The organism is Mesorhizobium sp. C395A, assembly GCF_030323205.1.
Taxonomy (GTDB): domain Bacteria; phylum Pseudomonadota; class Alphaproteobacteria; order Rhizobiales; family Rhizobiaceae; genus Mesorhizobium.
This window is the reverse complement of the sequence record NZ_CP100473.1, coordinates 5,589,839-5,611,189: the sequence shown is the minus strand read 5'-3', so window position 1 is coordinate 5,611,189 and position 21,351 is coordinate 5,589,839. Positions and strand designations below refer to the sequence as shown.

Annotated in this window: 18 protein-coding genes, 1 tRNA gene and 1 riboswitch; of the genes, 10 read left to right on the top strand and 9 right to left on the bottom strand. The window is 63.1% G+C overall.

What is annotated here, in order from left to right:
* Positions 1–2: 2 nt before the first annotated feature.
* Positions 3–422 (bottom strand): large conductance mechanosensitive channel protein MscL, encoded by a 420-nt coding sequence (gene mscL / locus NLY37_RS27255; RefSeq protein WP_023681933.1) that lies wholly within the window; start codon positions 420–422, stop codon positions 3–5.
* 251 nt (positions 423–673) lie between these two features.
* On the opposite strand from mscL, the gene NLY37_RS27250 reads away from it, so the two are divergent.
* Positions 674–4,177 (top strand): PAS domain-containing hybrid sensor histidine kinase/response regulator, encoded by a 3,504-nt coding sequence (locus NLY37_RS27250; protein ID WP_023740728.1) that lies wholly within the window; start codon positions 674–676, stop codon positions 4,175–4,177.
* A 104-nt stretch (positions 4,178–4,281) separates the two neighbouring features.
* On the opposite strand, the gene NLY37_RS27245 is transcribed toward NLY37_RS27250, so the two are convergent.
* Positions 4,282–4,941, bottom strand: a complete 660-nt coding sequence (locus NLY37_RS27245) for a response regulator transcription factor (RefSeq protein ID WP_023740729.1) — start codon at positions 4,939–4,941, stop codon at positions 4,282–4,284.
* Positions 4,942–5,057: 116 nt separating this feature from the next.
* Positions 5,058–5,486, bottom strand: a complete 429-nt coding sequence (locus tag NLY37_RS27240) for a hypothetical protein (RefSeq protein ID WP_023740730.1) — start codon at positions 5,484–5,486, stop codon at positions 5,058–5,060.
* A 105-nt stretch (positions 5,487–5,591) separates the two neighbouring features.
* Here NLY37_RS27240 and NLY37_RS27235 point away from each other — a divergent pair, with 105 nt between their 5' ends.
* The gene (locus NLY37_RS27235; RefSeq protein WP_023669645.1) at positions 5,592–5,942 is read left to right on the top strand and encodes a DUF952 domain-containing protein; all 351 of its coding nucleotides are present in this window, start codon (positions 5,592–5,594) and stop codon (positions 5,940–5,942) included.
* Entirely contained in the window at positions 5,939–7,009 is a 1,071-nt protein-coding gene (locus NLY37_RS27230) for a quinone-dependent dihydroorotate dehydrogenase (protein ID WP_023740731.1), read from the top strand. Before NLY37_RS27235 ends, NLY37_RS27230 begins: the two co-directional genes overlap by 4 nt.
* Here NLY37_RS27230 and NLY37_RS27225 read toward each other — a convergent pair.
* On the bottom strand, positions 7,006–8,343 hold the full coding sequence (locus tag NLY37_RS27225; RefSeq protein ID WP_023740732.1) for an MATE family efflux transporter: 1,338 nt from the start codon (positions 8,341–8,343) through the stop codon (positions 7,006–7,008). The genes NLY37_RS27230 and NLY37_RS27225 overlap by 4 nt on opposite strands.
* A 217-nt stretch (positions 8,344–8,560) precedes the next feature.
* Between NLY37_RS27225 and NLY37_RS27220 the strand changes: the two genes are divergently transcribed.
* On the top strand, positions 8,561–9,463 hold the full coding sequence (locus NLY37_RS27220) for a histone deacetylase family protein (protein WP_023740733.1): 903 nt from the start codon (positions 8,561–8,563) through the stop codon (positions 9,461–9,463).
* Positions 9,464–9,530: 67 nt separating this feature from the next.
* Here the strand turns inward: NLY37_RS27220 and NLY37_RS27215 are convergent, their stop codons facing one another.
* Positions 9,531–9,794: a DUF6460 domain-containing protein gene (locus tag NLY37_RS27215; protein ID WP_023696688.1), complete on the bottom strand. Its 264-nt coding sequence runs from the start codon at positions 9,792–9,794 to the stop codon at positions 9,531–9,533.
* A 180-nt stretch (positions 9,795–9,974) separates the two neighbouring features.
* On the opposite strand from NLY37_RS27215, the gene NLY37_RS27210 reads away from it, so the two are divergent.
* Positions 9,975–10,048 (top strand) — tRNA-Gly (locus tag NLY37_RS27210).
* A gap of 4 nt (positions 10,049–10,052) precedes the next feature.
* Here the strand turns inward: NLY37_RS27210 and NLY37_RS27205 are convergent.
* Positions 10,053–11,060, bottom strand: coding sequence for a LysR family transcriptional regulator (locus NLY37_RS27205; protein ID WP_023681942.1), 1,008 nt, complete (start codon positions 11,058–11,060; stop codon positions 10,053–10,055).
* A 289-nt stretch (positions 11,061–11,349) separates the two neighbouring features.
* Between NLY37_RS27205 and chvE the strand changes: the two genes are divergently transcribed.
* The 4 genes from chvE (at position 11,350) to araD1 (ending at position 16,585) form a co-directional block, all read left to right on the top strand.
* A complete protein-coding gene (gene chvE, locus NLY37_RS27200) occupies positions 11,350–12,420 on the top strand; it encodes a multiple monosaccharide ABC transporter substrate-binding protein (RefSeq protein WP_023681943.1) in 1,071 nt (356 codons plus the stop codon).
* A gap of 152 nt (positions 12,421–12,572) precedes the next feature.
* Entirely contained in the window at positions 12,573–14,105 is a 1,533-nt protein-coding gene (mmsA, locus tag NLY37_RS27195; RefSeq protein ID WP_027049369.1) for a multiple monosaccharide ABC transporter ATP-binding protein, read from the top strand.
* Positions 14,102–15,388: a multiple monosaccharide ABC transporter permease gene (mmsB, locus tag NLY37_RS27190; protein WP_023669637.1), complete on the top strand. Its 1,287-nt coding sequence runs from the start codon at positions 14,102–14,104 to the stop codon at positions 15,386–15,388. Before mmsA ends, mmsB begins: the two co-directional genes overlap by 4 nt.
* Positions 15,389–15,589: 201 nt before the next feature.
* Positions 15,590–16,585, top strand: coding sequence for an AraD1 family protein (araD1, locus tag NLY37_RS27185; RefSeq protein ID WP_023669636.1), 996 nt, complete (start codon positions 15,590–15,592; stop codon positions 16,583–16,585).
* A gap of 46 nt (positions 16,586–16,631) precedes the next feature.
* On the opposite strand, the gene NLY37_RS27180 is transcribed toward araD1, so the two are convergent.
* The gene (locus NLY37_RS27180; protein WP_023699518.1) at positions 16,632–17,402 is read right to left on the bottom strand and encodes an ABC transporter substrate-binding protein; all 771 of its coding nucleotides are present in this window, start codon (positions 17,400–17,402) and stop codon (positions 16,632–16,634) included.
* 101 nt (positions 17,403–17,503) lie between these two features.
* Positions 17,504–18,598 (bottom strand): 2'-deoxycytidine 5'-triphosphate deaminase, encoded by a 1,095-nt coding sequence (locus tag NLY37_RS27175; RefSeq protein WP_023740734.1) that lies wholly within the window; start codon positions 18,596–18,598, stop codon positions 17,504–17,506.
* 140 nt (positions 18,599–18,738) lie between these two features.
* Positions 18,739–18,816, top strand: a riboswitch (SAM riboswitch).
* Between the two features lie 57 nt (positions 18,817–18,873).
* Between NLY37_RS27175 and NLY37_RS27170 the strand changes: the two genes are divergently transcribed.
* Positions 18,874–20,064 (top strand): O-succinylhomoserine sulfhydrylase, encoded by a 1,191-nt coding sequence (locus NLY37_RS27170; RefSeq protein WP_023669633.1) that lies wholly within the window; start codon positions 18,874–18,876, stop codon positions 20,062–20,064.
* An 11-nt stretch (positions 20,065–20,075) separates the two neighbouring features.
* Here NLY37_RS27170 and NLY37_RS27165 read toward each other — a convergent pair whose 3' ends face one another.
* On the bottom strand, positions 20,076–21,227 hold the full coding sequence (locus tag NLY37_RS27165; RefSeq protein WP_023740735.1) for a ceramide glucosyltransferase: 1,152 nt from the start codon (positions 21,225–21,227) through the stop codon (positions 20,076–20,078).
* Between the last annotated feature and the right edge of the window lie 124 nt (positions 21,228–21,351).

Sequence of the window (21,351 nt, the reverse complement as noted above, 5' to 3'; positions counted from 1 at the left end):
GTCTATTTCCTGGCGAGGAGATCGCGAATTTCGGTGAGCAAAGCGACGTCAGCCGGCGGCGGAGCCGCAGGTGCGGCCGGCTTCTCGCGCTCGAGCCGCTTGCGCATGTTGTTCACGGCCTTGACCATAAGGAAGATGATGAAAGCCAGGATGACGAAATTCAGCGCCACGGTGATAAAATTGCCGTAGGCGAACACCGCGCCTTCCTTACGCGCGTCGGCAAGATTGGTCGAATGCACTGTTGATGAGAGGCCTATGAAGTAGTTGGAAAAGTCGACGCCACCAAGTGCGCCGATGAAAGGCATGATGATGTCATTGACAAGAGAATCGACGATCTTGCTGAAGGCCGCGCCGATGATGACGCCGACCGCAAGGTCCATCACATTTCCTTTGGAAATGAATTCCTGGAATTCTTTCAGCATTCGACCCTCCTTGTCATGACGGACCGCGCTGCCGCCGTCCCTCCGGCGTCGGCCCGTGCGCACCATAACAAAAACCTGCGGTTGCAACAGAAGCAAAAGCTGGAAAACACCGCTTTCTCCTTACCTCAGGTCACGGTTCGACAGGGCGGCGTCGCGGCCATGCGCCGAAAGCCGCGATGGACTTGACCTTAGAGCTGTGATTGCCTCTGGGCAGGCCGGGGTGAAAGCTGGCCGAGGAGGATTTTCGGGTCGTGCAGGGCTGGTTCATCGTCATCATTGCGGTCGCCTATGTAACGCTGCTGTTCGTCATCGCCAGCCTCGGCGACCGGCGTTCAACGGCGTTGGGACCCGGCCGCGCCCGGCCCTTCATCTATGCGCTCAGCCTCGCCATCTACTGCACCTCCTGGACCTTCTTCGGCTCGGTCGGCCTGTCGTCCGAGCGCGGCCTCGAATTTTTGGGCATCTACACCGGGCCGGTGCTGGTGTTCGTGTTCGGCTTTCCGCTGCTCAATCGCATCGTGCGGCTGGCCAAGAGCGAGAAGATCACCTCGATCGCCGACTTCCTCGGCGCGCGCTACGGCAAGAGCTTTGCCGTCTCGGCGATCGCCACGCTGATCGCCACCATCGGCGCGGTGCCCTATATCGCACTGCAATTGAAGGCGATCTCCGGTTCGGTCGGCCTGATGGTCGAGCATTATACGGGATCGCCGCCCTCCTTCGATCCCTTCGTCAGCGACATCTCGCTGGTGGTGGCCATGCTCTTGGCGCTGTTTGCGGTGCTGTTCGGCACCCGCCATGCCGACGCCACCGAGCACCAGGACGGGCTGGTGCTGGCGGTGGCGGTCGAAACCGTGGTCAAGCTCGCCGCCTTCCTGGCGATCGGCCTGATGGTCACCTTCCTGATCTTCGGCGGCCCGGGCGACATGATCGACAAGCTGGCCGAAAACAGCCAGGTGCGGCAAGCCATGGGCTACAACACCTCGCTCGCCACCTGGCTGGTGCTGACTTGCCTGAGCGGCTTTGCCATCATCATGCTGCCGCGCCAGTTCTACGTCACCATCGTCGAGAACCGCGGCGAGGCCGAACTGCGCACCGCGACCTGGGTGTTTCCGCTCTATCTCGTGGCGATAAACCTGTTCGTGCTGCCGATCGCCTTCGCCGGCCTGGCGCTGGTCGGCGCCAAAACCACCAGTGACCTCTATGTGCTGGCGCTGCCCTTGTTCGGCGGCCATGACTTCCTCGCCATGGCCGCCTTCATCGGTGGGCTGTCGGCGGCGACCGCCATGGTGATCGTCGAAAGCGTGGCGCTGTCGATCATGATCTCCAACGACCTCGTCATCCCGCTGTTCGTGCGCCGCCTGCTCAAGACCACGACCTCTGAGAATGAGGATTGGTCGACGCTGATCCTCAACGTGCGGCGCGGCGCCATCTTCATCCTGTTGTTCATCGCCTTCCTCTACTACCGCGAAAGCACCAACTCGGCGCGGCTGTCGTCGATCGGCCTGATGTCGTTCGCGGCAATCGCCCAGTTCGCGCCGGCGCTGATCGGCGGGCTGATCTGGCGCGGCGCCAATGGCCGCGGCGCGGCCCTTGGCATGGTCGCCGGCATCCTCGTCTGGGGCTATACGCTGCTTTTGCCGTCGCTCTCGGCAGCCGACGCGGACATCGTCGTGCAGGGGTTGTTCGGTTTCGAGGCGCTGCGGCCGCAGGCTCTGTTCGGCACCGTCGCCGAACCGTTGAACCACGGCGTGCTCTGGAGCCTGTCGGTCAACACGCTGTTCTTCGTGCTCGGCTCGCTGTCGCGCGCGTCAGTGCCGCTGGAGCGGATCCAGGCGTCGATCTTCGTGCCGCGCGAATCCGGCCCGATGCCCAGCCTGCGCCGCTTCCGCACCGCCATCACCGTCAACGTGCTGAAGGACACCATCTCGCGCTACCTCGGCGTCGAGCGCACCGAGCGCTCCTTCCAATCCTTCGAGAAAAGCAATGGCGTCTCGCTGCACGGCAATGAGCAGGCCAGCATGGATGTCATCCGCTTTTCCGAGCAGCTGCTGGCGAGCGCGGTCGGCTCGTCTTCGGCGCGGCTGATCCTGTCGCTGCTGTTTCGCCGCAACGACCGCGAGTCCAAGGACGCCTTTCGCCTGCTCGACGACGCCACCGAAGCGCTGCAGCACAATCGCGACCTGCTGCAGATCGCGCTCGACCAGATGGAGCAGGGCATCACCGTATTCGACCGCGATTTTCGTCTGATCTGCTGGAACAGACAATATCGCGCGCTGTTCGACCTGCCCGACGAGATGGGCCAGGTCGGCGTCTCGCTCGACCGCATCCTGCGCCACCTCGCCGAGCGCGGCGATATTCCGGCCGACCAGCGCGTGGCGATGCTCAACCGGCTGACCAGCTTCGTCAGCCCATGGCAGATGGAGTTGAAGACCAGTGGCCGTATCCTCGAACTGCGCTCCAACCCGATGCCGGACGGCGGAATCGTTGCCACCTATGCCGACATATCAGGACGCGTCGAACAGGATTTGGCGCTGAAGCGGGCCAATGAATCGCTGGAGCAGCGGGTCAAGACGCGTACCATCGAACTGACTAGGGTCAACGAGGAGTTGACCCGGGTCAATGAGGAGTTGGCGCAGGCGCAGATGCTGGCCGAGGAGGCCAATCTGGGCAAGACGCGCTTCCTCGCCGCCGCCGGCCACGACATCCTGCAGCCGCTGAACGCCGCCCGTCTCTACTGCTCGTCGCTGATCGAAAAGGCCGGCAAGGGCCCGGCCGGGAAGGCTGCTATCAACATCGAATCCTCGCTCGAATCGGTCGAGACGATCCTGGGCGCCGTGCTCGACATTTCCCGCCTCGACGCCGGCGCGATGAAGCCGGACGACAGCGCCTTCCGCCTGGACGGGCTGCTGCGCCAGATCGGCAATGATTTTCAGCCGCTCGCCGCCGAAAAGAAACTCGATCTGACGATCATAGCCTCGTCGCTCAGCGTGTTGACGGACCGCAACCTGCTGCGCCGGCTGATCCAGAATCTGGTCTCCAACGCCATCAAATACACCCCCCATGGCCGCATCCTGGTCGGCGTGCGACGGCGCGGCGAACTCGCCGAAATCCAGGTGATCGACACTGGCATCGGCATTGCCGGCGACAAGCTGAACACGGTCTTCAACGAGTTCACCCGGCTGGACGAAGGCGTGCGCGAGGCCGAAGGTCTCGGCCTTGGCCTGTCCATCGTCGACCGCATCGCGCGGGTGCTGCGGCTCGAGATCCAGATCTTTTCCAACCCGGGCAAGGGTACGCGCTTTTCCGTTATCCTGCCGGTTGCGGCGGTTGAGGCGCCGCGGCGCGAGGTCGAGCCGAAGGCGCCTGCCCGCACCGCGAATTCGCTGGCCGGCCTGCGCGTCATGTGCATCGACAACGACGCCCGCATCCTCGACGGCATGCGGCTTCTGCTCGAGGGCTGGGGCTGCAGCATCGGCACGTTTTCGGGTTCGGAGGATTTTGGCAGGGCCGATCGTCCCGACATCGTGCTTGCCGACTATCATCTCGATGGCAGAAGCGGCCTCGACATCATCGCCCGCCTGCGTGACATCCATGGTTCGGACCTGCCGGCCGTGCTGGTCACCGCCGACCGCTCCACCGAGGTCCGTGCCGCTGCCGCCGCCCTGGACGTGCCGGTGATCAACAAGCCGCTGAAGCCGGCCGTGCTGCGTTCCATGATGGCAAGGGTCAGGCCGCTGGCATCGGCGGCCGAGTAGGGTTCAATGCATGTCGCCCAGAAGTGTGCCCCGGTTCTGGGACCACGACATGCATCGAACAAGAGCTAAAGCGGGTCGCATGAATCCGTTCAGCGCGATGCGCTTTAGCCTGCTGGCTGCAACGGATCGCTGCCGATCTTGGACAGCTGGATCACCGCCTGGGTGCGGCTGTCGACGCCGAGCTTTTGCAGGATGGCCGAGACATGCGCCTTGACCGTCGCTTCGGAGACGCTGAGTTCGTACGCGATCTGCTTGTTGAGCAGGCCTTCGGCCAGCATGCCGAGGACACGCGTCTGCTGCGGTGTCAGCGCCTGCAGCCGCTTGATCAGGTCGGATATTTCGGGGTCGCGCTCGACGCCGAGGTCGATGCCGACGGGTGCTGCGATGTCGCCGGCCAGCACCGTCTGCACGGCGCTGCGAATCTCTTCCATACTGGCCGATTTGGAGATGAAGCCGGACGCGCCGAGATCGAGTGCGCGCCGGATGGTCACCGGGTCGTCGTGCGCCGACACCACCACCAGCGGCACCGCCGGGTGGATGCCGCGCAACGCGATCAGACCGGACAGGCCGCTGGCGCCCGGCATCGACAGATCGAGCAGCACGAGGTCGACATCCTCATGGGCCACGACCAGCGCCTTGGCGCTTTCGAAATCGCCGGCCTCGTGAATGGCGGCGACATCGCCGACGCCGGCAAGCGCCTCTTTCAAGGCGCCGCGGAACAGCGGATGGTCGTCGGCAATGACGAAGGTGTAGCCCGACGGCAAATGTTCCTCCCCAAATCCCTTATTGATTATCGGCTTTTACGGGACCGGACGATTATGCGGCGAAGCGCTTTGTTTCAAGCGGCAATGGCCGGACGGGGCATTTCCCCGCGGGCAGTTCAGGTCTTTTGCGAATTGAGATTGGCGCCGTCATCCTTGTCCATTTCCTTGACGATGCCCATGAAGCCGCGCAGCATGCGCTCCATATAGCTCATCGTCTTGTCGAAATCCTCCTCGCTCGGCAGCTTCGATTCGAGGCGGGCGGACAGCGAGTTCTCGAGCTTGGCGACGCGTTCGTCCATTGCCTTCATCGAGGCCTGCAAACGGTCGACTTCGTCCTGGAAGGCGGCGCGTTCGTCGGCGGCCATCTTGCAGACGAGCTGGCCGGAGCGCTCCTCGCAGATCGACATGGCGCCGGTCCGGGTGTCCATGCGGACATAACCGTTGGCGGATTTTTCCAGCCGGTAGCGGTCGGTCTCTTCGGACCAGGCCGATGCCGCAACCAGCGAGACCAGTGCGGCGGGGATCAGTATGTGCTGCAGACGCATGTTCCATCCTCCACGAGCCAGTATGCGCAACCTATCACAGCTTTGCGCCGTAAATGCGGACGAGTTGCCCTTCCCCGCATGATCGGTTCGGATTATAGCGCAACCATGTCTCAGATTATCTACAAGATCGCGCCCGAAGCGCTTTGGCGCGAGGCCGAGAAAAACGGCCGTTTCACCGGCGCTCCGATCGATATCGCCGACGGCTTCATCCATTTCTCCACCGCTGATCAGGTCAGGGAGACGGCGGCGAAGCATTTCGCCGGCCAGATGGATTTGCTGCTGATCGCCATCGACGGGGCGCTGCTCGGTGACGCGCTGAAATACGAGGTCTCGCGGGGCGGCGCGCTGTTCCCGCATCTCTATGGCGTGCTCGATATGAGCGCCGTGCTGTGGGTGCGGCCACTGCCGCTCGGGGCCGACGGCGCCCATCAATTCCCGGCGCTGGAGGCCGAATGATCGTGTTCGATCGCATCGGCCAGAAACTGCTGTTCACCTTCGATCCGGAAACGGCGCATGGCATGTCGATCGCGGCGCTGCGATGCGGTCTGCCGGTCGGCGCGCGGACGGTGCGCGACGACAGGTTGAAGCTCAGCCTCTGTGGCATCGCCTTCCCCAATCCGCTCGGCATGGCCGCAGGCTACGACAAGAACGCCGAGGTGCCCGACGCGCTGCTTGGCCTCGGCTTCGGCTTTGCCGAAGTCGGCACCGTGACGCCGCTGCCGCAGGCCGGCAATCCGAAGCCGCGCATTTTCCGGCTGACGGAGGATGATGCGGTGATCAACCGCCTGGGCTTCAACAATGAGGGCCACGAGGCGGCGGAAAAACGCCTTGCCGCGCGCCAGGGACGCGGCGGCATTGTCGGCGTCAACATCGGCGCCAACAAGGACAGCGCCGATCGTGTCCGTGACTATGAGTTGGGCGTTTCCCGTTTTGCGAAATACGCCAGCTATCTCACCGTCAACATCTCGTCGCCCAACACGCCCGGCCTGCGCACCATGCAGGCGCGCGAACAGCTCGGCGAACTGTTGTCTCGGGTCATGTCGGTGCGTGCAGCAGCTTCGGCGCAGCCGCCCCTCTTCCTCAAGATCGCGCCCGATCTGGTCGAGGCCGAGCTTGAAGACATCGCCGCCGAAGTCAGCGAGAAGCAGATTGACGGCGTCATCGTCTCCAACACGACGCTGGCGCGAACCGGATTGCGTAGCACAAGCGGCGAGACCGGCGGTCTCTCGGGAAAACCGCTGTTCGAGCGTTCGACCATCGTGCTGGCCAAGATGCGTCGGCTGCTCGGGCCGGAGCGCGCCGTCATCGGCGTCGGCGGCGTCGATTCCACTGATGCCGCGCTGGAGAAAATCCGCGCCGGCGCCGACCTCGTGCAGCTCTATACCGGCATGGTCTATGCCGGGCCGGCGCTGCCGGGGCGCATCCTTGCCGGGATGGTGCGATTTGCCGACAAGGAGCGGCTGAAATCATTGCGCGAACTGCGCGACAGCCGGCTCGATCAGTGGGCTGCCAGGCCGCTCTAAAACGCCGTGCGCAACCGGAGCCGCAGGATGGCCAGCAGGCTGAAGCCGCGCACCAGCAGGAAGACGTGCAGCGCCGCCCACAGGCCGTGATTGCCGAGAGACGGCGCCAAGCTGAACAATGCGGCGCTGAAGGCCAGGAACGACACCAGCATCATGTTGCGCATCTCGCGCGACCAGGTAGCGCCGATGAAGACGCCGTCCATCTGGAAGGCCAGCACGCCGCTCAGCGGTGTCAGTGCCGCCCACGGCAGATAGATGTCGGCAACAGCACGAACATCCGGCGACGTGGTGATCAACGAAATCAGGCCGGCGCCGCCGAGCCAGAAGATCAGCGTGGCGGTTCCGGCGAGGCCGAACCCCCAGAATAAGGTCAGACGTACCGCCCGGCGGAACGCCGTCTCGGCACGTGCGCCGATCGCGCGTCCCGCCAACTGTTCGGCCGCGGTGGCGAAACCGTCGAGAAAATAGCCGGCGACGAGGAAGAAGTTCATCAGCACGGCATTGGCGGCCAGCGTCAGCGTGCCGAACTGCGCGCCCTGGCGGGTGAACAGCGCGAAAGCGGCGAGCAGCGAGAACGAGCGGATCATGATATCGCGGTTGAGCGACAGCATGCGCAGGAAAGCGGGCATGTCGAGCAGGCGATGCCGCGGCAGGCGGGGTGCGGCCCGGAAGCGCCAGACAACGATGGCGAGACCCAGCAGCATGGCCAGACATTCGCCGGTGACGGTCGCCCAGGCCACGCCGGCGACGCCCCAGCCAAGCTTCAGGCCGAGCAGGATGCAAAGCACGATGTTGATGCCGTTGAGCACCGCCTGCAGCATCAGCCCAAGCCCGCCCTCGCCGCGTCCAAGGACATAGCCGAGGATGGCGTAGTTGATCAGCGTGAAGGGGGCGGCGAGCATTCTGATGTGGATATAGACGCCCATCGCCTCGCCGACGCGCGCTTCGCCGCCGATGAATTTCTGGCCGGCGATGGCAATCAGCGGCGCAAGGACGACAAGCACGATGCCGGCGGCGACCGCGATCAGCACGGCGCGCCAGAACACCGCCTGCTCCTCGGTTTCGTCGCCGCGCCCAAACGCCTGGGCGACGAGGCCGGTGGTGCCGGAGCGCAGGAAATTGAAGGTGCTGAAGACGACGTCGAAGACCAGGGCCCCGGCCGCCAGGCCGCCGAGCAGGGCGGCATCGCCGAACTGCCCGACCACCGCCGTGTCGACGATGCCGAGCAGCGGCGTCGTCAGATAGGCGAGCGTCATCGGCACGGCGATGGCGAGCACCGAACGGTTGGTGACGGCGAAGGGTCTCGCGTCGGCTGGGATTGCACCCGTGTCCAGGGGACTGCTGCCTTGCTGATTGCGGCTTGATCGAACAGCCGATGTGCCCCATTTTCCGGCCACCGCGCAATCACTCTTGCCGTGACGGCCAACCGAAATGTTCTTCTGGCGCGAGCCCGCCGGATCCGAGTACTGGTTTTAAGCAATTCCCAAGGGGAAGCGCTACGCGCTTCTCCCGGGAAAACCGCTGCACACTTTTCCTGGAATTGCTTTAGCCATGCCCCTGCAGATCGTCCATCATCCCGACTACGATGCCGGCTTCGCCGTCAATCATCGCTTTCCGATGAGCAAATATCCGCTGCTGATGCAGGCCTTGCATATCAGGGGTCTGATCCATGCGGGGGCGCTGTCGATGCCCGAGCCGGCGCCGGCCTCCTGGCTGAAGCTCGCCCATGCGGCTGATTATGTCGACCAGGTCATCACGTGTTCAGTGCCTGAAAAGATCGAGCGCGAGATCGGCTTTCCCGTGGGACCGCGCGTTTCGCTCAGGGCGCAACTCGCCGCCGGCGGCACGGTGCTGGCGGCGCGACTGGCGCTTATCAATGGCATTGCCTGCAACAGCGCCGGCGGCAGCCACCATGCGCGGCGCGCGCAAGGCGCGGGCTTCTGCACCTTCAACGATGTTGCCGTCGCTTCGCTGGTGCTGCTAGCCCAAGACGCGGTGAAAAACATCCTGATCGTCGATCTCGATGTGCATCAGGGCGACGGCACCGCGGACATCCTGAAAGACGAGCCACGCGCGTTCACCTTTTCCATGCATGGCGAGCGCAATTATCCGGTGCGCAAGATTGCCTCCGATCTCGACGTTGCCCTGCCGGACGGCACCGGCGATGGCGCCTATCTCGAACGGCTGGGTGTCCTCCTGCCGGAGCTCTCGGCCAAGGCGCACTGGGACATCGTCTTCTACAATGCCGGTGTCGACGTGCATGCCGAGGACCGGCTCGGCCGGCTATCGCTCAGCGATGACGGCGTGCGTGCCCGCGACGCCATGGTGATCGGTCATTTCCGCGCGCTGGGCATCCCGGTCTGCGGTGTCATCGGCGGCGGCTATTCGACCGATGTCGCAGCGCTCGCGGCGCGCCACGCCATCCTGTTCGAGGTGGCGTCGGACTTTGCCTGAGTGGCCTTTGGTTTGAGCACAATCTTTTCCGAAAACCGGTTTCCACTTTTCGGGATCGTGGTCCGCTTCACTTCCGGTAGTTCGCGAGCCTGAGCAGGATGAACACCGGCACGACGATCGCGGCGCCGAGCAGGATATAGCCCAAGAAGCGATAGACCGCGTTGAAGCCGAGGTTCCAAAGATCGATGAAGAAACCCTGGATGCGGTAGAAGACGTCCATCGGCGTCCAGCCGAACGCATTCATGACCAGGCCGACCAGGAACGACACGACCAGCAGCTTGACGATCACCCTGACGGGCGAGTCACCGAGAAAGCGCGTCACTGTGGACAAGGGGCCTGCCTCCAGATTGGTGTGCCCGGATTCGGGGTACAAACCCACGAATACGCACTTGCTGCGCCCGCATCAAGGCGGGCGGACGGCGCAATCGGTCGGGTTTCCAACAGCCGTTTCCGAACAGCTGTCCAAGGGCGATTGCCCGAAGCACGCCCATCATGATATCGAGAGGCCGACGCGGGTATGATGTAATGGTAGCTTGTCAGCTTCCCAAGCTGAACGCGAGGGTTCGATTCCCTCTACCCGCTCCAGTTCCTATCCCACTTCCCGCAATATAAAATCGTGCAGCATCTTGGCTGCCGGCGACAGCACGCGGTTCTTCACCGTGATCAGGCTGTAGGGGCGGACCTCGATGTCGAACTCGGTCTGGACGACATCGATGGCGCCGGCGAGACCGTCGGGGTTCTGGATGAATTTTGCCACCTGGATCGACACCGGGGCGATGGCGTCGGACTGCGCCACCATGACCAGTGTGAGCAGCAGCGACGAGGTGTTGAGGATGCGGTCCGGCAGGGCGATGTTGCGGTTCAGGAAATTGCTCTCCATCGCCTGGCGCAGCGGCGACCCGCCCGACTGGAACACCCAGTCGAAGGCGGCGGTGTCCTCCAGCCTCACCGCCTTCCCATTGTTTAGAGGATGGCCGTTGCTCAGCGGGTGGCCTCGGCGCACGATCAGGCAGGCCTTCTCGACGCCGATGACGCGCGATTCGAACAGGCGCGGATTGAGGTCTTCGGGGACACGGGCGATGATGAAATCATGGCGCGTGGCGATCAGTTCGCGCGCCAGCACATTCGACGTCTCGACCTGCATGGTAATCTCGATGCGCGGATAGAGGCGGCGTATCTCGCGGATCGCCGGGACCGCCAGTTCGATCGCCGGCGCCGTCACCGCGCCAAGGAACACCGAGCCGCCCTTGCCGGCCTTGAGCTCCGATATTTCGCGGTCGGCCTCGCGCATTTCGAGCAGGATCGAGCGCGCGCGCCGGGCCAGCGCCTTGCCGTAAGGGGTGAGTGTGATGCCGCGCGGCAGCCTTTCGCAGAGCTTCACCTCGAGCACCGCTTCCATCTCGGAAATCATGCGCGAGGCCGCCGGCTGCGAGATGTTCATCACCTGGGCGGCAGCACTCACCCGACCGTGATCGTCGAGTGCTGCGATCATGCGCATGTGACGCAGGCTCAAGCCGCTACGCAGAAGTGTCTCGCCATCGCCCGGCAATTCATCGTAACCGCTTGAAATTCCCTGAGGACCTCGTAAAGCCGCCATGCCTTTTCCCGCTTCCGCCACTGTTCCAGTCCGGTTTAGTCATATACCGGTTTTGGTATAGCAACCACCGAAGATCGCATTTGACAGTTATGGCAAAGGGTCACACTTTCGCGCGTCCTCAAGACTTGACGGTCGATGACGAGCAAAATCGTATCGATTTAAATCTGAGGGCCGATTGGGAGGATACCGGAGATCGATTATGACGGCGGCGGCGCTTTGGCGCATCCGCCCGACTGCGCGGCCCGCGAAGCCCCGAGGTGTCGCGTCCATCAACCAGGGAGAGTTTTACGTGAAAATCATCAAGACACTGGCCGCCGTCGCGGCCCTTGGCATCGCTGCCATGACCTACTCGGCGCATGCAGCCGACAAGGGTCTTGTCGGCGTGCTGATGCCGACCAAGACCTCGCAGCGCTGGATCAATGACGGCGATGCCGTCAAGTCCCAGCTCGAAGCTCTCGGCTACACGGTCGACCTGCAGTACGCGCAGGACGACATCCCCAACCAGCTCAGCCAGCTGGAAAACGAAATCACCAAGGGCCCGAAGGCGCTGATCATCGCTTCGATCGACGGCACCACCCTTTCGGACGCGCTGCAGAAGGCCGCCGACGCCGGCGTCGTCGTCGTCGCCTATGACCGCCTGATCAAGAAGACCGCCAATGTCGATTACTACACCACCTTCGACAATTTCGGCGTCGGCGTGATCCAGGCGAACTCGCTGGTCAAGGGTCTCAAGGAGCGCTTCCCGAACACCAAGCCGTGGAACGTCGAACTGTTCGGCGGCTCGCCGGACGACAACAACGCCTTCTTCTTCTACAACGGCGCAATCTCGGTGCTGCAGCCGCTGATCGATGACGGCTCGATCAAGATCAAGTCCGGCCAGACCGGCATGGACAAGGTCGGCACGCTGCGCTGGCTCGCCGCGACCGCCCAGGCGCGCATGGACAACCTTCTGTCGGCCAACTACTCGGACGGCAGCCGCGTCGATGGCGTTCTTTCGCCTTATGACGGCCTGTCGCGCGGCATCACCGCTTCGCTGCGCGCCGTCGGTTACGGTACCGACGCCCAGCCGTGGCCGATCGTGACCGGCCAGGACGCCGAAACCGCTTCGGTCAAGCTGATCATCACGGGCGAGCAATACTCGACCGTGTTCAAGGACACCCGCGAACTGGCCAAGGCCACCGTCGAACTCGTCGACAAGGTGCTCTCGGGCGGCAAGCCGGACGGCCTCGACGAAAAGACCTACAACAACGACGTCAAGGTCGTTCCCTCGATCCTTTTGACGCCGCATGAGGTCGACAAGTCGAACTACCAGGCACTGGTCGTCGACTCCGGCTACATCAAGGCCGACGAACTGAAGTAATCCGTTTAGAAAGACAGGGGTCCTGCGCGACGCAGGACCCCTTTCCGTTCACAAGCGACCCCGGTATTGTTTCTACCGGACTTAGTTTGCGTGCATGTCGTTGTCTCAAACCGCAAGCACTTTGGAGCGACATGCAACAGGAGGAGCTTGCCCTGATGACGACGATTTTGGAGATGCGCGACATCACCAAGACGTTCCCCGGCGTGAAGGCGCTGTCGAACGTCAACCTCAGCGTCGAAGAAGGCGAGATCCACGCCGTGGTTGGCGAGAACGGCGCCGGCAAGTCGACGCTGATGAAGGTTCTGTCGGGCGTCTATCCCGCCGGCACATATGACGGCCAGATCATTTTTCAGGGTCAGGAATGCCAGTTCAAAGGTATCCATGACAGCGAACACAAGGGCATCGTCATCATCCACCAGGAGCTAGCGCTGGTGCCGATGCTGTCGATCACCGAAAATATCTTCCTCGGCAACGAAAACGCCCGATACGGCGTCATCGACTGGGATGCCAACGAGGCGCGCACCGCTGCCCTGTTGAAGAAGGTGGGCCTCAAGGAGGACCCCAAGACACTGATCACCAATATCGGCGTCGGCAAGCAGCAGCTGGTCGAGATCGCCAAGGCGCTGAGCAAGGACGTCAAGCTTTTGATCCTCGATGAGCCGACCGCGTCGCTCAGCGAGAAAGACAGCCAGGCGCTGCTCGATCTTCTGCTCGAATTCAAGCGACAAGGCATGACCTCGATCCTGATCTCGCACAAGCTCAACGAGATCAACCGGGTCGCCGACAAGGTAACCGTCATCCGTGACGGGCGCACCATCGAGACGCTGGCCAAGAAGGATATCTCCGAAGACCGCATCATCACCTCGATGGTCGGCCGTTCGCTCGACGACCGCTATCCGCCGCGCGAGCCCAAGATCGGCGAAGTCGTGTTCGAGGTGAAAAACTGGTCGGTCTATCACCCGCTCCATGCCGAGCGGCAGGTGATCAAGGGCATCGACATCAATGTGCGCAAGGGCGAGGTGGTCGGCATCGCCGGGCTGATGGGCGCCGGCCGCACCGAATTCGCCATGAGCCTGTTCGGCCGCTCCTATGGCCGCCGCATCACCGGCGAAGTGCTGCTCAAGGGCAAGCCGGTCGATGTCTCCTCGGTAAGCAAGGCGGTCCAACACGGCATCGCCTATGTCACCGAGGACCGCAAGACCTACGGCCTGAACCTCATCGATCATATCAAGCATAACATTACGCTGGCCAATCTCGACGGCGTGTCGCGCCACAGCGTGATCGACGACATGCGCGAACTTGCGGTCGCCAACGACTATCGCAAGAAGACCAATATCCGTGCGTCAAGCGTCTATCAGATGACCGGCAATCTTTCCGGCGGCAACCAGCAGAAGGTGGTGCTGTCGAAATGGCTGTTTGCCGATCCTGACGTGCTGATCCTCGACGAGCCGACACGCGGCATCGATGTCGGCGCCAAGTATGAAATCTACACGATCATCGCGCGCCTTGCCTCGGAGGGTAAGGCGATCGTGGTCATCTCGTCGGAAATGCCGGAATTGCTAGGGATTACCGACCGCATCTACGTCATGAACGAAGGGCGCATGGTGGGCGAAATGCCGGCGGCGGAAGCAAGCCAGGAAAAGATAATGCGCGCTATCGTCCGGGGAGAAGGAAAAGCAGCATGAGCACCGAAAGCGCCCCCGCCCCGCAGGGCAACGTCGCCGACGAACAGCGCCCGCGCATCGCCGTCTCGGCGCTGGCGACGAATTTGCGCGAATACGGGCTGATCATAGCGCTGATCGTCATCATGCTGTTCTTCCAGTTCACCACGTCGGGGACGTTGTTCAAGCCGGTCAACCTCAGCAATCTAGTGCAGCAGAACTCCTTCATCATCGTGATGGCGCTGGGAATGCTGCTGGTGATCGTATCGGGCTATATCGACCTCAGCGTCGGATCGGTCGCCGGTTTCATTGGCGCGCTGGCGGCAAACATGATGGTCATCTGGCAACTCGGACCGCTGAGCAATCCGCTGGTGGTTTCGATCGTCTGCCTGGTCGCGGGTGGCCTGATCGGCGCCGCGCAAGGGTATTGGATCGCCTATCACCGGATACCGAGCTTCATTGTCACGCTGGCCGGCATGCTGATCTTCCGCGGCATTTGCCAGGCGTTGCTTGGCGGCGGCTCGTCGGTGGGTCCGCTTCCCGACGACTTCAAGATGCTCAGCTCCGGCTTCATCCCGGATGTGATCGGCCCACTGACGCTCGTCCCGCCGGTCGTGAACGCAGCCGGCAAGACCATCATGGGCAGCGGCGTGACCCTGCACATGACGACGGTCGTGCTGGGGCTGATCGCCGTGCTCGCCTATGCCTATTTCGGGGTCCGCACCCGGCGCAAACGAGAACGCCATGGTTATGAGGCCGAGCCCTTCACCCTGTTCGTCGTCAAGACGCTGGTCGCCAGCGCGCTGGCGCTGTTCCTGGTCTATGAGTTTGCCAGCTACCGCGGCCTGCCCGTGGTGCTGCTGGTCATGGGCGTGCTGATCACGCTGTTCGTCTTCGTCACCAAGCGCATGACCATCGGGAGGCGCATCTACGCCATGGGCGGCAATCCCAAGGCGGCGCAGCTGTCGGGCATCAACACCGAGCGGCTGACGCTGATGGTGTTCATCAATATGGGCGTGCTGTCGGCGCTTGGCGGCCTGATCATCGCGGCTCGTCTCGGCCAGGCGGTGCCGGCGGCGGGTCTCGGCTCGGAGCTCGATGTCATCGCCGCAGTGTTCATCGGCGGCGCCTCGGCGATGGGCGGCGTCGGCCAGGTTATCGGGGCGGTCGTCGGCGGCTTCATCATGGGCGTGATGAACAACGGCATGTCGATCATGGGCGTCAATGTCGACTGGCAGCAGGTGGTCAAAGGCCTGGTGCTGCTCGGCGCCGTGATCTTCGACGTCTACAACAAGAACAAGGCCTGACAAGCTTCAGCGAGGCAAGCAGGAGGCATACGGTCGCGGCGCAGCCGGCAAGTTGTCGGCATAAGAAGTCCCCCGAGGGATGGAGCTCGCGAGCGCAATCCGGACGAAGAGTTCAACCCGTGGCGCGGCGAGGTCCGAGCCGCGCAGGTCAAGGTTTGCCAAGGGGCAACCCGGCCAAGGCACATGAGAGAGGATTTCATCATGCTAATCTCCCAGATCCTCGACGACGCCGAGACCATCCGCGTCGTCGCCCGCAATGGCGGCGGCAAGACCAGGATCATCAACGGCGCCCGCAGCGTCTATTCGCTGGCCATGGAAGCCGCGCGCACCGGAACGGGCCTCGCCGCGCTGATCGAGCGCAAGGGGTTCGGTGAAGCGATAGACCTCGACGCCGTCTACAAGAAGGGCCGGCTGGTGTCGCCGATCAACCATCCCGATCCTGCGCATCTGCATCTGACCGGCACCGGCCTGACCCATCTCGGCTCGGCGGCGACGCGCGATTCCATGCACAAGAAGCTCAGCGATGGCGGCGAGGAGCAGCTTACCGATTCCATGAAGATGTTCCGCATGGGGCTCGAAGGCGGCAAGCCGGCCAAGGGCCAGACCGGCGTGCAGCCGGAATGGTTCTACAAGGGCAACGGCACCATGGCGGTGGCGCCGGGCGCCGCACTGATGTCGCCGGCCTTTGCGCAGGACGCCGGCGAGGAGCCGGAAATCGCCGGCATCTATGTCATCGGCGACGACGGCGCGCCGTTCCGCGTCGGCTTCACGCTGTCGAACGAGTTTTCCGATCATGTTACCGAGCGGGTGAACTATCTGTTCCTGGCACATTCCAAACTGCGCAACGCCTCGTTCGGGCCGGAAATCCTGATCGGCGACCTGCCGGCCGACGTCAGGGGCTCATCGCGAATCTATCGCGACAGCAATTTGCTGTGGGAAAAGCCGTTCCTGTCGGGCGAAGCGAACATGTCGCACACAATCGCCAATCTCGAACATCATCACTTCAAATATTCGGCCTTCCGCCAGCCGGGCGACGTGCATGTGCACATGTTCGGCACGGCGACGCTGTCCTTTGCCGACGGCATCAAGACTCAGGCTGGCGACGTGTTCGAGATCGAGGCCGGGGATTTCGGCCTGCCGCTGCGCAACCCGCTGGAGATTGAGCAGCCGGTTAAGGTGGCGGTGAAGGCGCTTTGAGAGCGTAATCTCCCTCCTTGAGGGGGGAGATTGGCAGCGCCCACCGTCAATAAATATCGAAGTCGAAATACTTGGCCTGGATCTTCTTGTAGGTGCCGTCGGCGACGATGGCGTCTATCGCCGCGTTGAGCTTGTCTCGAAGTGCCGTGTCCTCCAGGCGGACAGCGATGCCGGCTTGCGTCTCGGTGCCCTTGACGTCACCGACAAGCTTGCAGCAGCCGTCGCTCGCCTTCTTCAGCCAGTCCATCAGCACGAATTTGTCGGAGATGACGGCGTCGAGACGGCCGTTCTGCAAGTCGGTGATCGCCTCTTCCTGGGTGGGGTAGAGTTTCGCCTCGGCGCCGGCCTTGCCATAGGCGTCCTGCGCATAGTCGGCCTGAGTGGTCGAGGCCTGCGCGCCCACCGTCTTGCCGGCAAGGGCTGCCGGTTCGGTGGAAGTGAGGTCGCTGTCCTTCGGCGCCACCAGCGCCAGCGGCGTCGTGTAGTATTTGTTGGTGAAGGCGACCTGTTTCTTGCGCTCCTCGGTGATGCTCATCGAGGCGATGATGGCGTCGAACTTTTTCGCCTGCAGCGCCGGGATGATGCCGTCCCAGTCCTGGGTGACGATCTCGCACTCGACCTTCATCTGCGCACACAGCGCATTGGCAATGTCGATGTCGAAGCCCTCGATCTTGCCGTCCGCGGTGATGGTGTTGAAGGGCGGATAGGCGCCCTCGGTGCCGATCTTCAATTTCTCCTGCGCCTCAGCCAGCGAGCCGGCCGATATCACCAGCATGGCAGCGCTCGCTGCCGATATGATCCATCTTGAAATCTGCATTTCGGTTCCCCTTGCGCGCCGTTCTCTTGCCGGCCACCGAAAGGCAGCCAAGCATGGTGAGGCAGCGCAGGCAAGTATTTTGCCTGACGGTGATCGAAGGTTCAGCCGGCGGGGCGGAAATGCTTGGAGAGCTTGAGGCCTTGCGCCTGGTAATTCGAGCCGAGATCGGTGCCGTAAAGCGCCTGCGGCCGCTTCAGCATGTGTTCGTAGACCAGCCGGCCGACGATCTGGCCGTGGTCGAGGATGAACGGCACTTCGTGGCTGCGCACTTCGAGCACCGCCCGGCTGCCGGTGCCGCCTGAGGCCGAATGGCCGAAGCCCGGATCGAAGAAGCCGGCATAGTGAACACGGAATTCGCCAACCAGCGGATCGAAGGGCGTCATCTCGGCGGCGTAGAGCGGCGGCACGTGCACGGCTTCGCGGCTGACCAGGATGTAGAACTCGTCCGGGTCGAGCACCAGTTCGCCGGCGCCGCTCTTATAGAGCGGCTCCCAGAAATCGACGGCATCCTGGACGGCGCGCTTGTCGACATCGACCAAGCCGGTGTGATGCTTGCCGCGATAGCCGACCAGGCCGTTCTGGTCGCCGTCAAGATCGATCGACAGCGCAATGCCGCCGCCGGAAATGTTGGGCGGCTCGGTCGCCACCAGCATCTCGGCGCGGTGCAATTCGTTCAGTTCTGCCTCCGACAACAGCGCGTTGCCGGTGCGAAAGCGGATCTGCGACAGCCTCGATCCGGCGCGTACGACGATCGGGAAGGTGCGCGGACTGACTTCGAGATAAAGCGGCCCGTGATAGCCGGGGGCGATCTTGTCGAACTCATGGCCGCGATCGGTCATCACCCGGGTGAAGATGTCGAGCCGGCCGGTCGAGCTCTTCGGGTTGGCCGAGGCCGACACGTTTGCGGGCAGCGCCAGGCTTTCGAGCAGCGGCACGATGTAGACGCAGCCGGTTTCCAGCACCGCGCCCTCGGCGAGACTGAACTCATGCAATTTCAGCCGGTGAAGCTTGTCGGCCACCAGATGATCGGGACCCGGCAGGAAGGAGGCGCGCACGCGAAAAGCCTTGTCGCCGAGCCTGAGATCGAGGCTCGCCGGCTGCACCTGGTCGACATCGAGCGCGCGCGGCGACTTCAGCGCGCCGGACTGAAACAGCGCGGAAATGTCCTGATCGGGAAGAATGCCTGTCTGCCGCAAAAGGCTGGCTCCGCTCCAAGGTCGGTCTCTTTGTGGCAGGTTCTTGCCGCAAAACCGCTGGATATTATTGCGGAACCTGCCTGGTACAAACCTCTTAATGAAGCCGGCAATTGACGCAAGCGCAGGTGAGGTCTAAAGGGTCGTTATCCCGTGGTGATTTGGCCGGTCGGCTTGCAGCCACGTTAAACAAGTCGCTAAAGGACCGTCGGGCCGCAAGGCCATATGGACCGGTTGCGACTTTCGCGGCCGGTTTTTTTGTGTCTGGAACAAAAGCGATGAGCACCAAGAAGCGTAACTGGAAACCTCAGACCGCACTCGTGCACGGGGGAACGCTGCGTTCCCAGTTCGGCGAGACGTCCGAAGCGATGTACCTCACCCAAGGCTATGTCTACGAGACGGCGCAGGCTGCCGAGGCCCGTTTCAAGGGCGAGGAGCCGGGCTTCATCTATTCGCGCTATGCCAACCCTACCGTCGACATGTTCGAAAAGCGCATGTGCGCGCTGGAGGGTGCCGAAGATGCGCGCGCCACGGCGTCCGGCATGGCGGCGGTGACGGCAGCGCTCCTGTGCAGCGCCAAGGCCGGCGACCATATCGTTGCGGCGCGCGCGCTGTTCGGCTCCTGCCGCTGGGTGGTGGAGACGCTGGCGCCGAAATACGGCATCGAGGCAACGCTGGTCGACGGCACCGACATCGCCAACTGGGAAAAGGCGGTGCGGCCGAACACGAAACTGTTCTTCCTGGAAAGCCCGACCAATCCGACGCTGGAAGTGGTCGACATCGCAGCGGTGGCGGCGCTCGCCACCTCGATCGGCGCCAGGCTGATCGTCGACAATGTCTTTGCCACGCCCTTGCAGCAGAAGCCCTTGCAGCTCGGCGCCCATATCGTCGTCTACTCCGCGACCAAGCACATTGACGGCCAGGGACGCTGTCTCGGCGGCATCATCCTGTCGGACAAGAAATGGATCGACGAGAATTTGCACGACTATTTCCGCCACACCGGCCCGAGCCTGTCGCCGTTCAACGCCTGGACGCTGCTCAAGGGCCTGGAGACGCTGCCGGTTCGGGTGCGCCAGCAGACGGAAAGCGCGGCCAAGATCGCGGATTTCCTGGCAGGACGGCCGGAAATCGCCCGCGTCATCTATCCCGGCCGCGCCGACCACCCGCAGGCCGACATCGTCAAGAAGCAGATGACGGGCGGATCGACGCTGATCTGCCTCGACGTCAAGGGCGGCAAGCAGGCGGCCTTCGCCTTGCAGAACGCGCTCGACATCGTGCTGATCTCCAACAATCTCGGCGACGCCAAGAGCCTGATCACCCATCCGGCGACCACCACGCACAAGAACCTCAGCGACGAAGCTCGCGCCGAGCTTGGCATCGGGCCGGGAACGCTCAGGCTGTCGGTCGGTCTTGAGGATACGGACGATCTGCTGGAGGACGTTGCGCAGGCGCTGAAGGCCGCCGGATAGGCCGCGAGGCGTCACGCTCCCGACGAAACCTCTTCCAGTTCGGCCGTCTTGGTGCCGATGGTCATGATGTTGCCGCGCCAGTCGACGGCGCCGCTCAGCCAGCCGCGCGCCCAGATGGCGGGAAGCATCATGTCGCGCACCATCATCGCCGGGACCATGCGCAGCGACAGGTGCCAGCCCTTGGCCGCGGCCAGCGCGCATTCGGGAATGTAGGCCGCCGTCAGCACGGCCAACACCGTGGCCGGCAGGCTGATGCCGGCACTTGCGGCCGCCACCAGCGCCAACGCCAACGGCACGGCGACGCCGGTCAGGATCTCGGGTGCGAAAAACAGCGGGAAAGTGACGCGGCGCAACCGCGCCCAGCGCGCCTGGCGCGACCAGATGTCGGCAAGTCGGCGCTGCCCCAGTGGTTGCTCGAAAGGCGAGGCAACGAGATTGACGTGCAGGCCCAGTCCGTTGACCAGCTTGGTTGCAGCAGCATCCTCGGCGATCTCGGCGGCCAGCGCGCGGATACCGCCACTGGTATCGAGCATCGGCTTGTTCCACAGCATGCTCTTGCCTTGGGCAAAGCCGAGACCGAGCGCCTCGCCGGCATATTGCCAGCGCGCCTGCAGCGTGTTGAGGAACGCGCATTCGACCTCGGCCCAGAAGCCTTCCGGCCGCGAGCCGATCGGCGTCGAGCAGATAAGCCCGGTATTGGTCCGCCAGGCCGCCATCAGGTGCTGGACGTAATCCCTAGGCATCAGCACGTTGGAATCCGCCAGAATAACCCAATGATTGCGCGCCGCTTCCCAGCCCTTGACGCAGTTGTTGAGCTTCGGGTTGCTGCTGACGCGGTCGTCGCCGATCAGCAGCCGGGCCGGCACGTTGGGAAACAGGACGATCGCCCTGTTTATCAGTTTGACGACGGGATCGTCGGCGTGAGCGACGCAGAAGATCAGTTCGTAGCGCGGCCAGTCGAGCGAGAAGGCTCGCTGCAGCGTCTCTTGTGTGAACGGCTCCACGCCGCGCGACGGCACGACGATCGAGACCGGTGGCTGCTCGTCGGATGGCGGAGGGATAAGGCGACGCGCTTGCAGTTTCGACGAAGCAAGCAGGATGCTGGCGAGATTGGAAAGAAGCAAAGCGGAGGAAGCGAAGGCGGCTGTGAGAGCTAGTTCCATGAGATCTGGTCACTCCGGAAAGGCCGCTCGCGGCTGCTTTGTCAGTCGACAGATGGGCCTTGAGGCGCCGGCAAGGTTTGCGCACACCAACACTGTCATGTGTCACTTAAATGACATTGTTTGT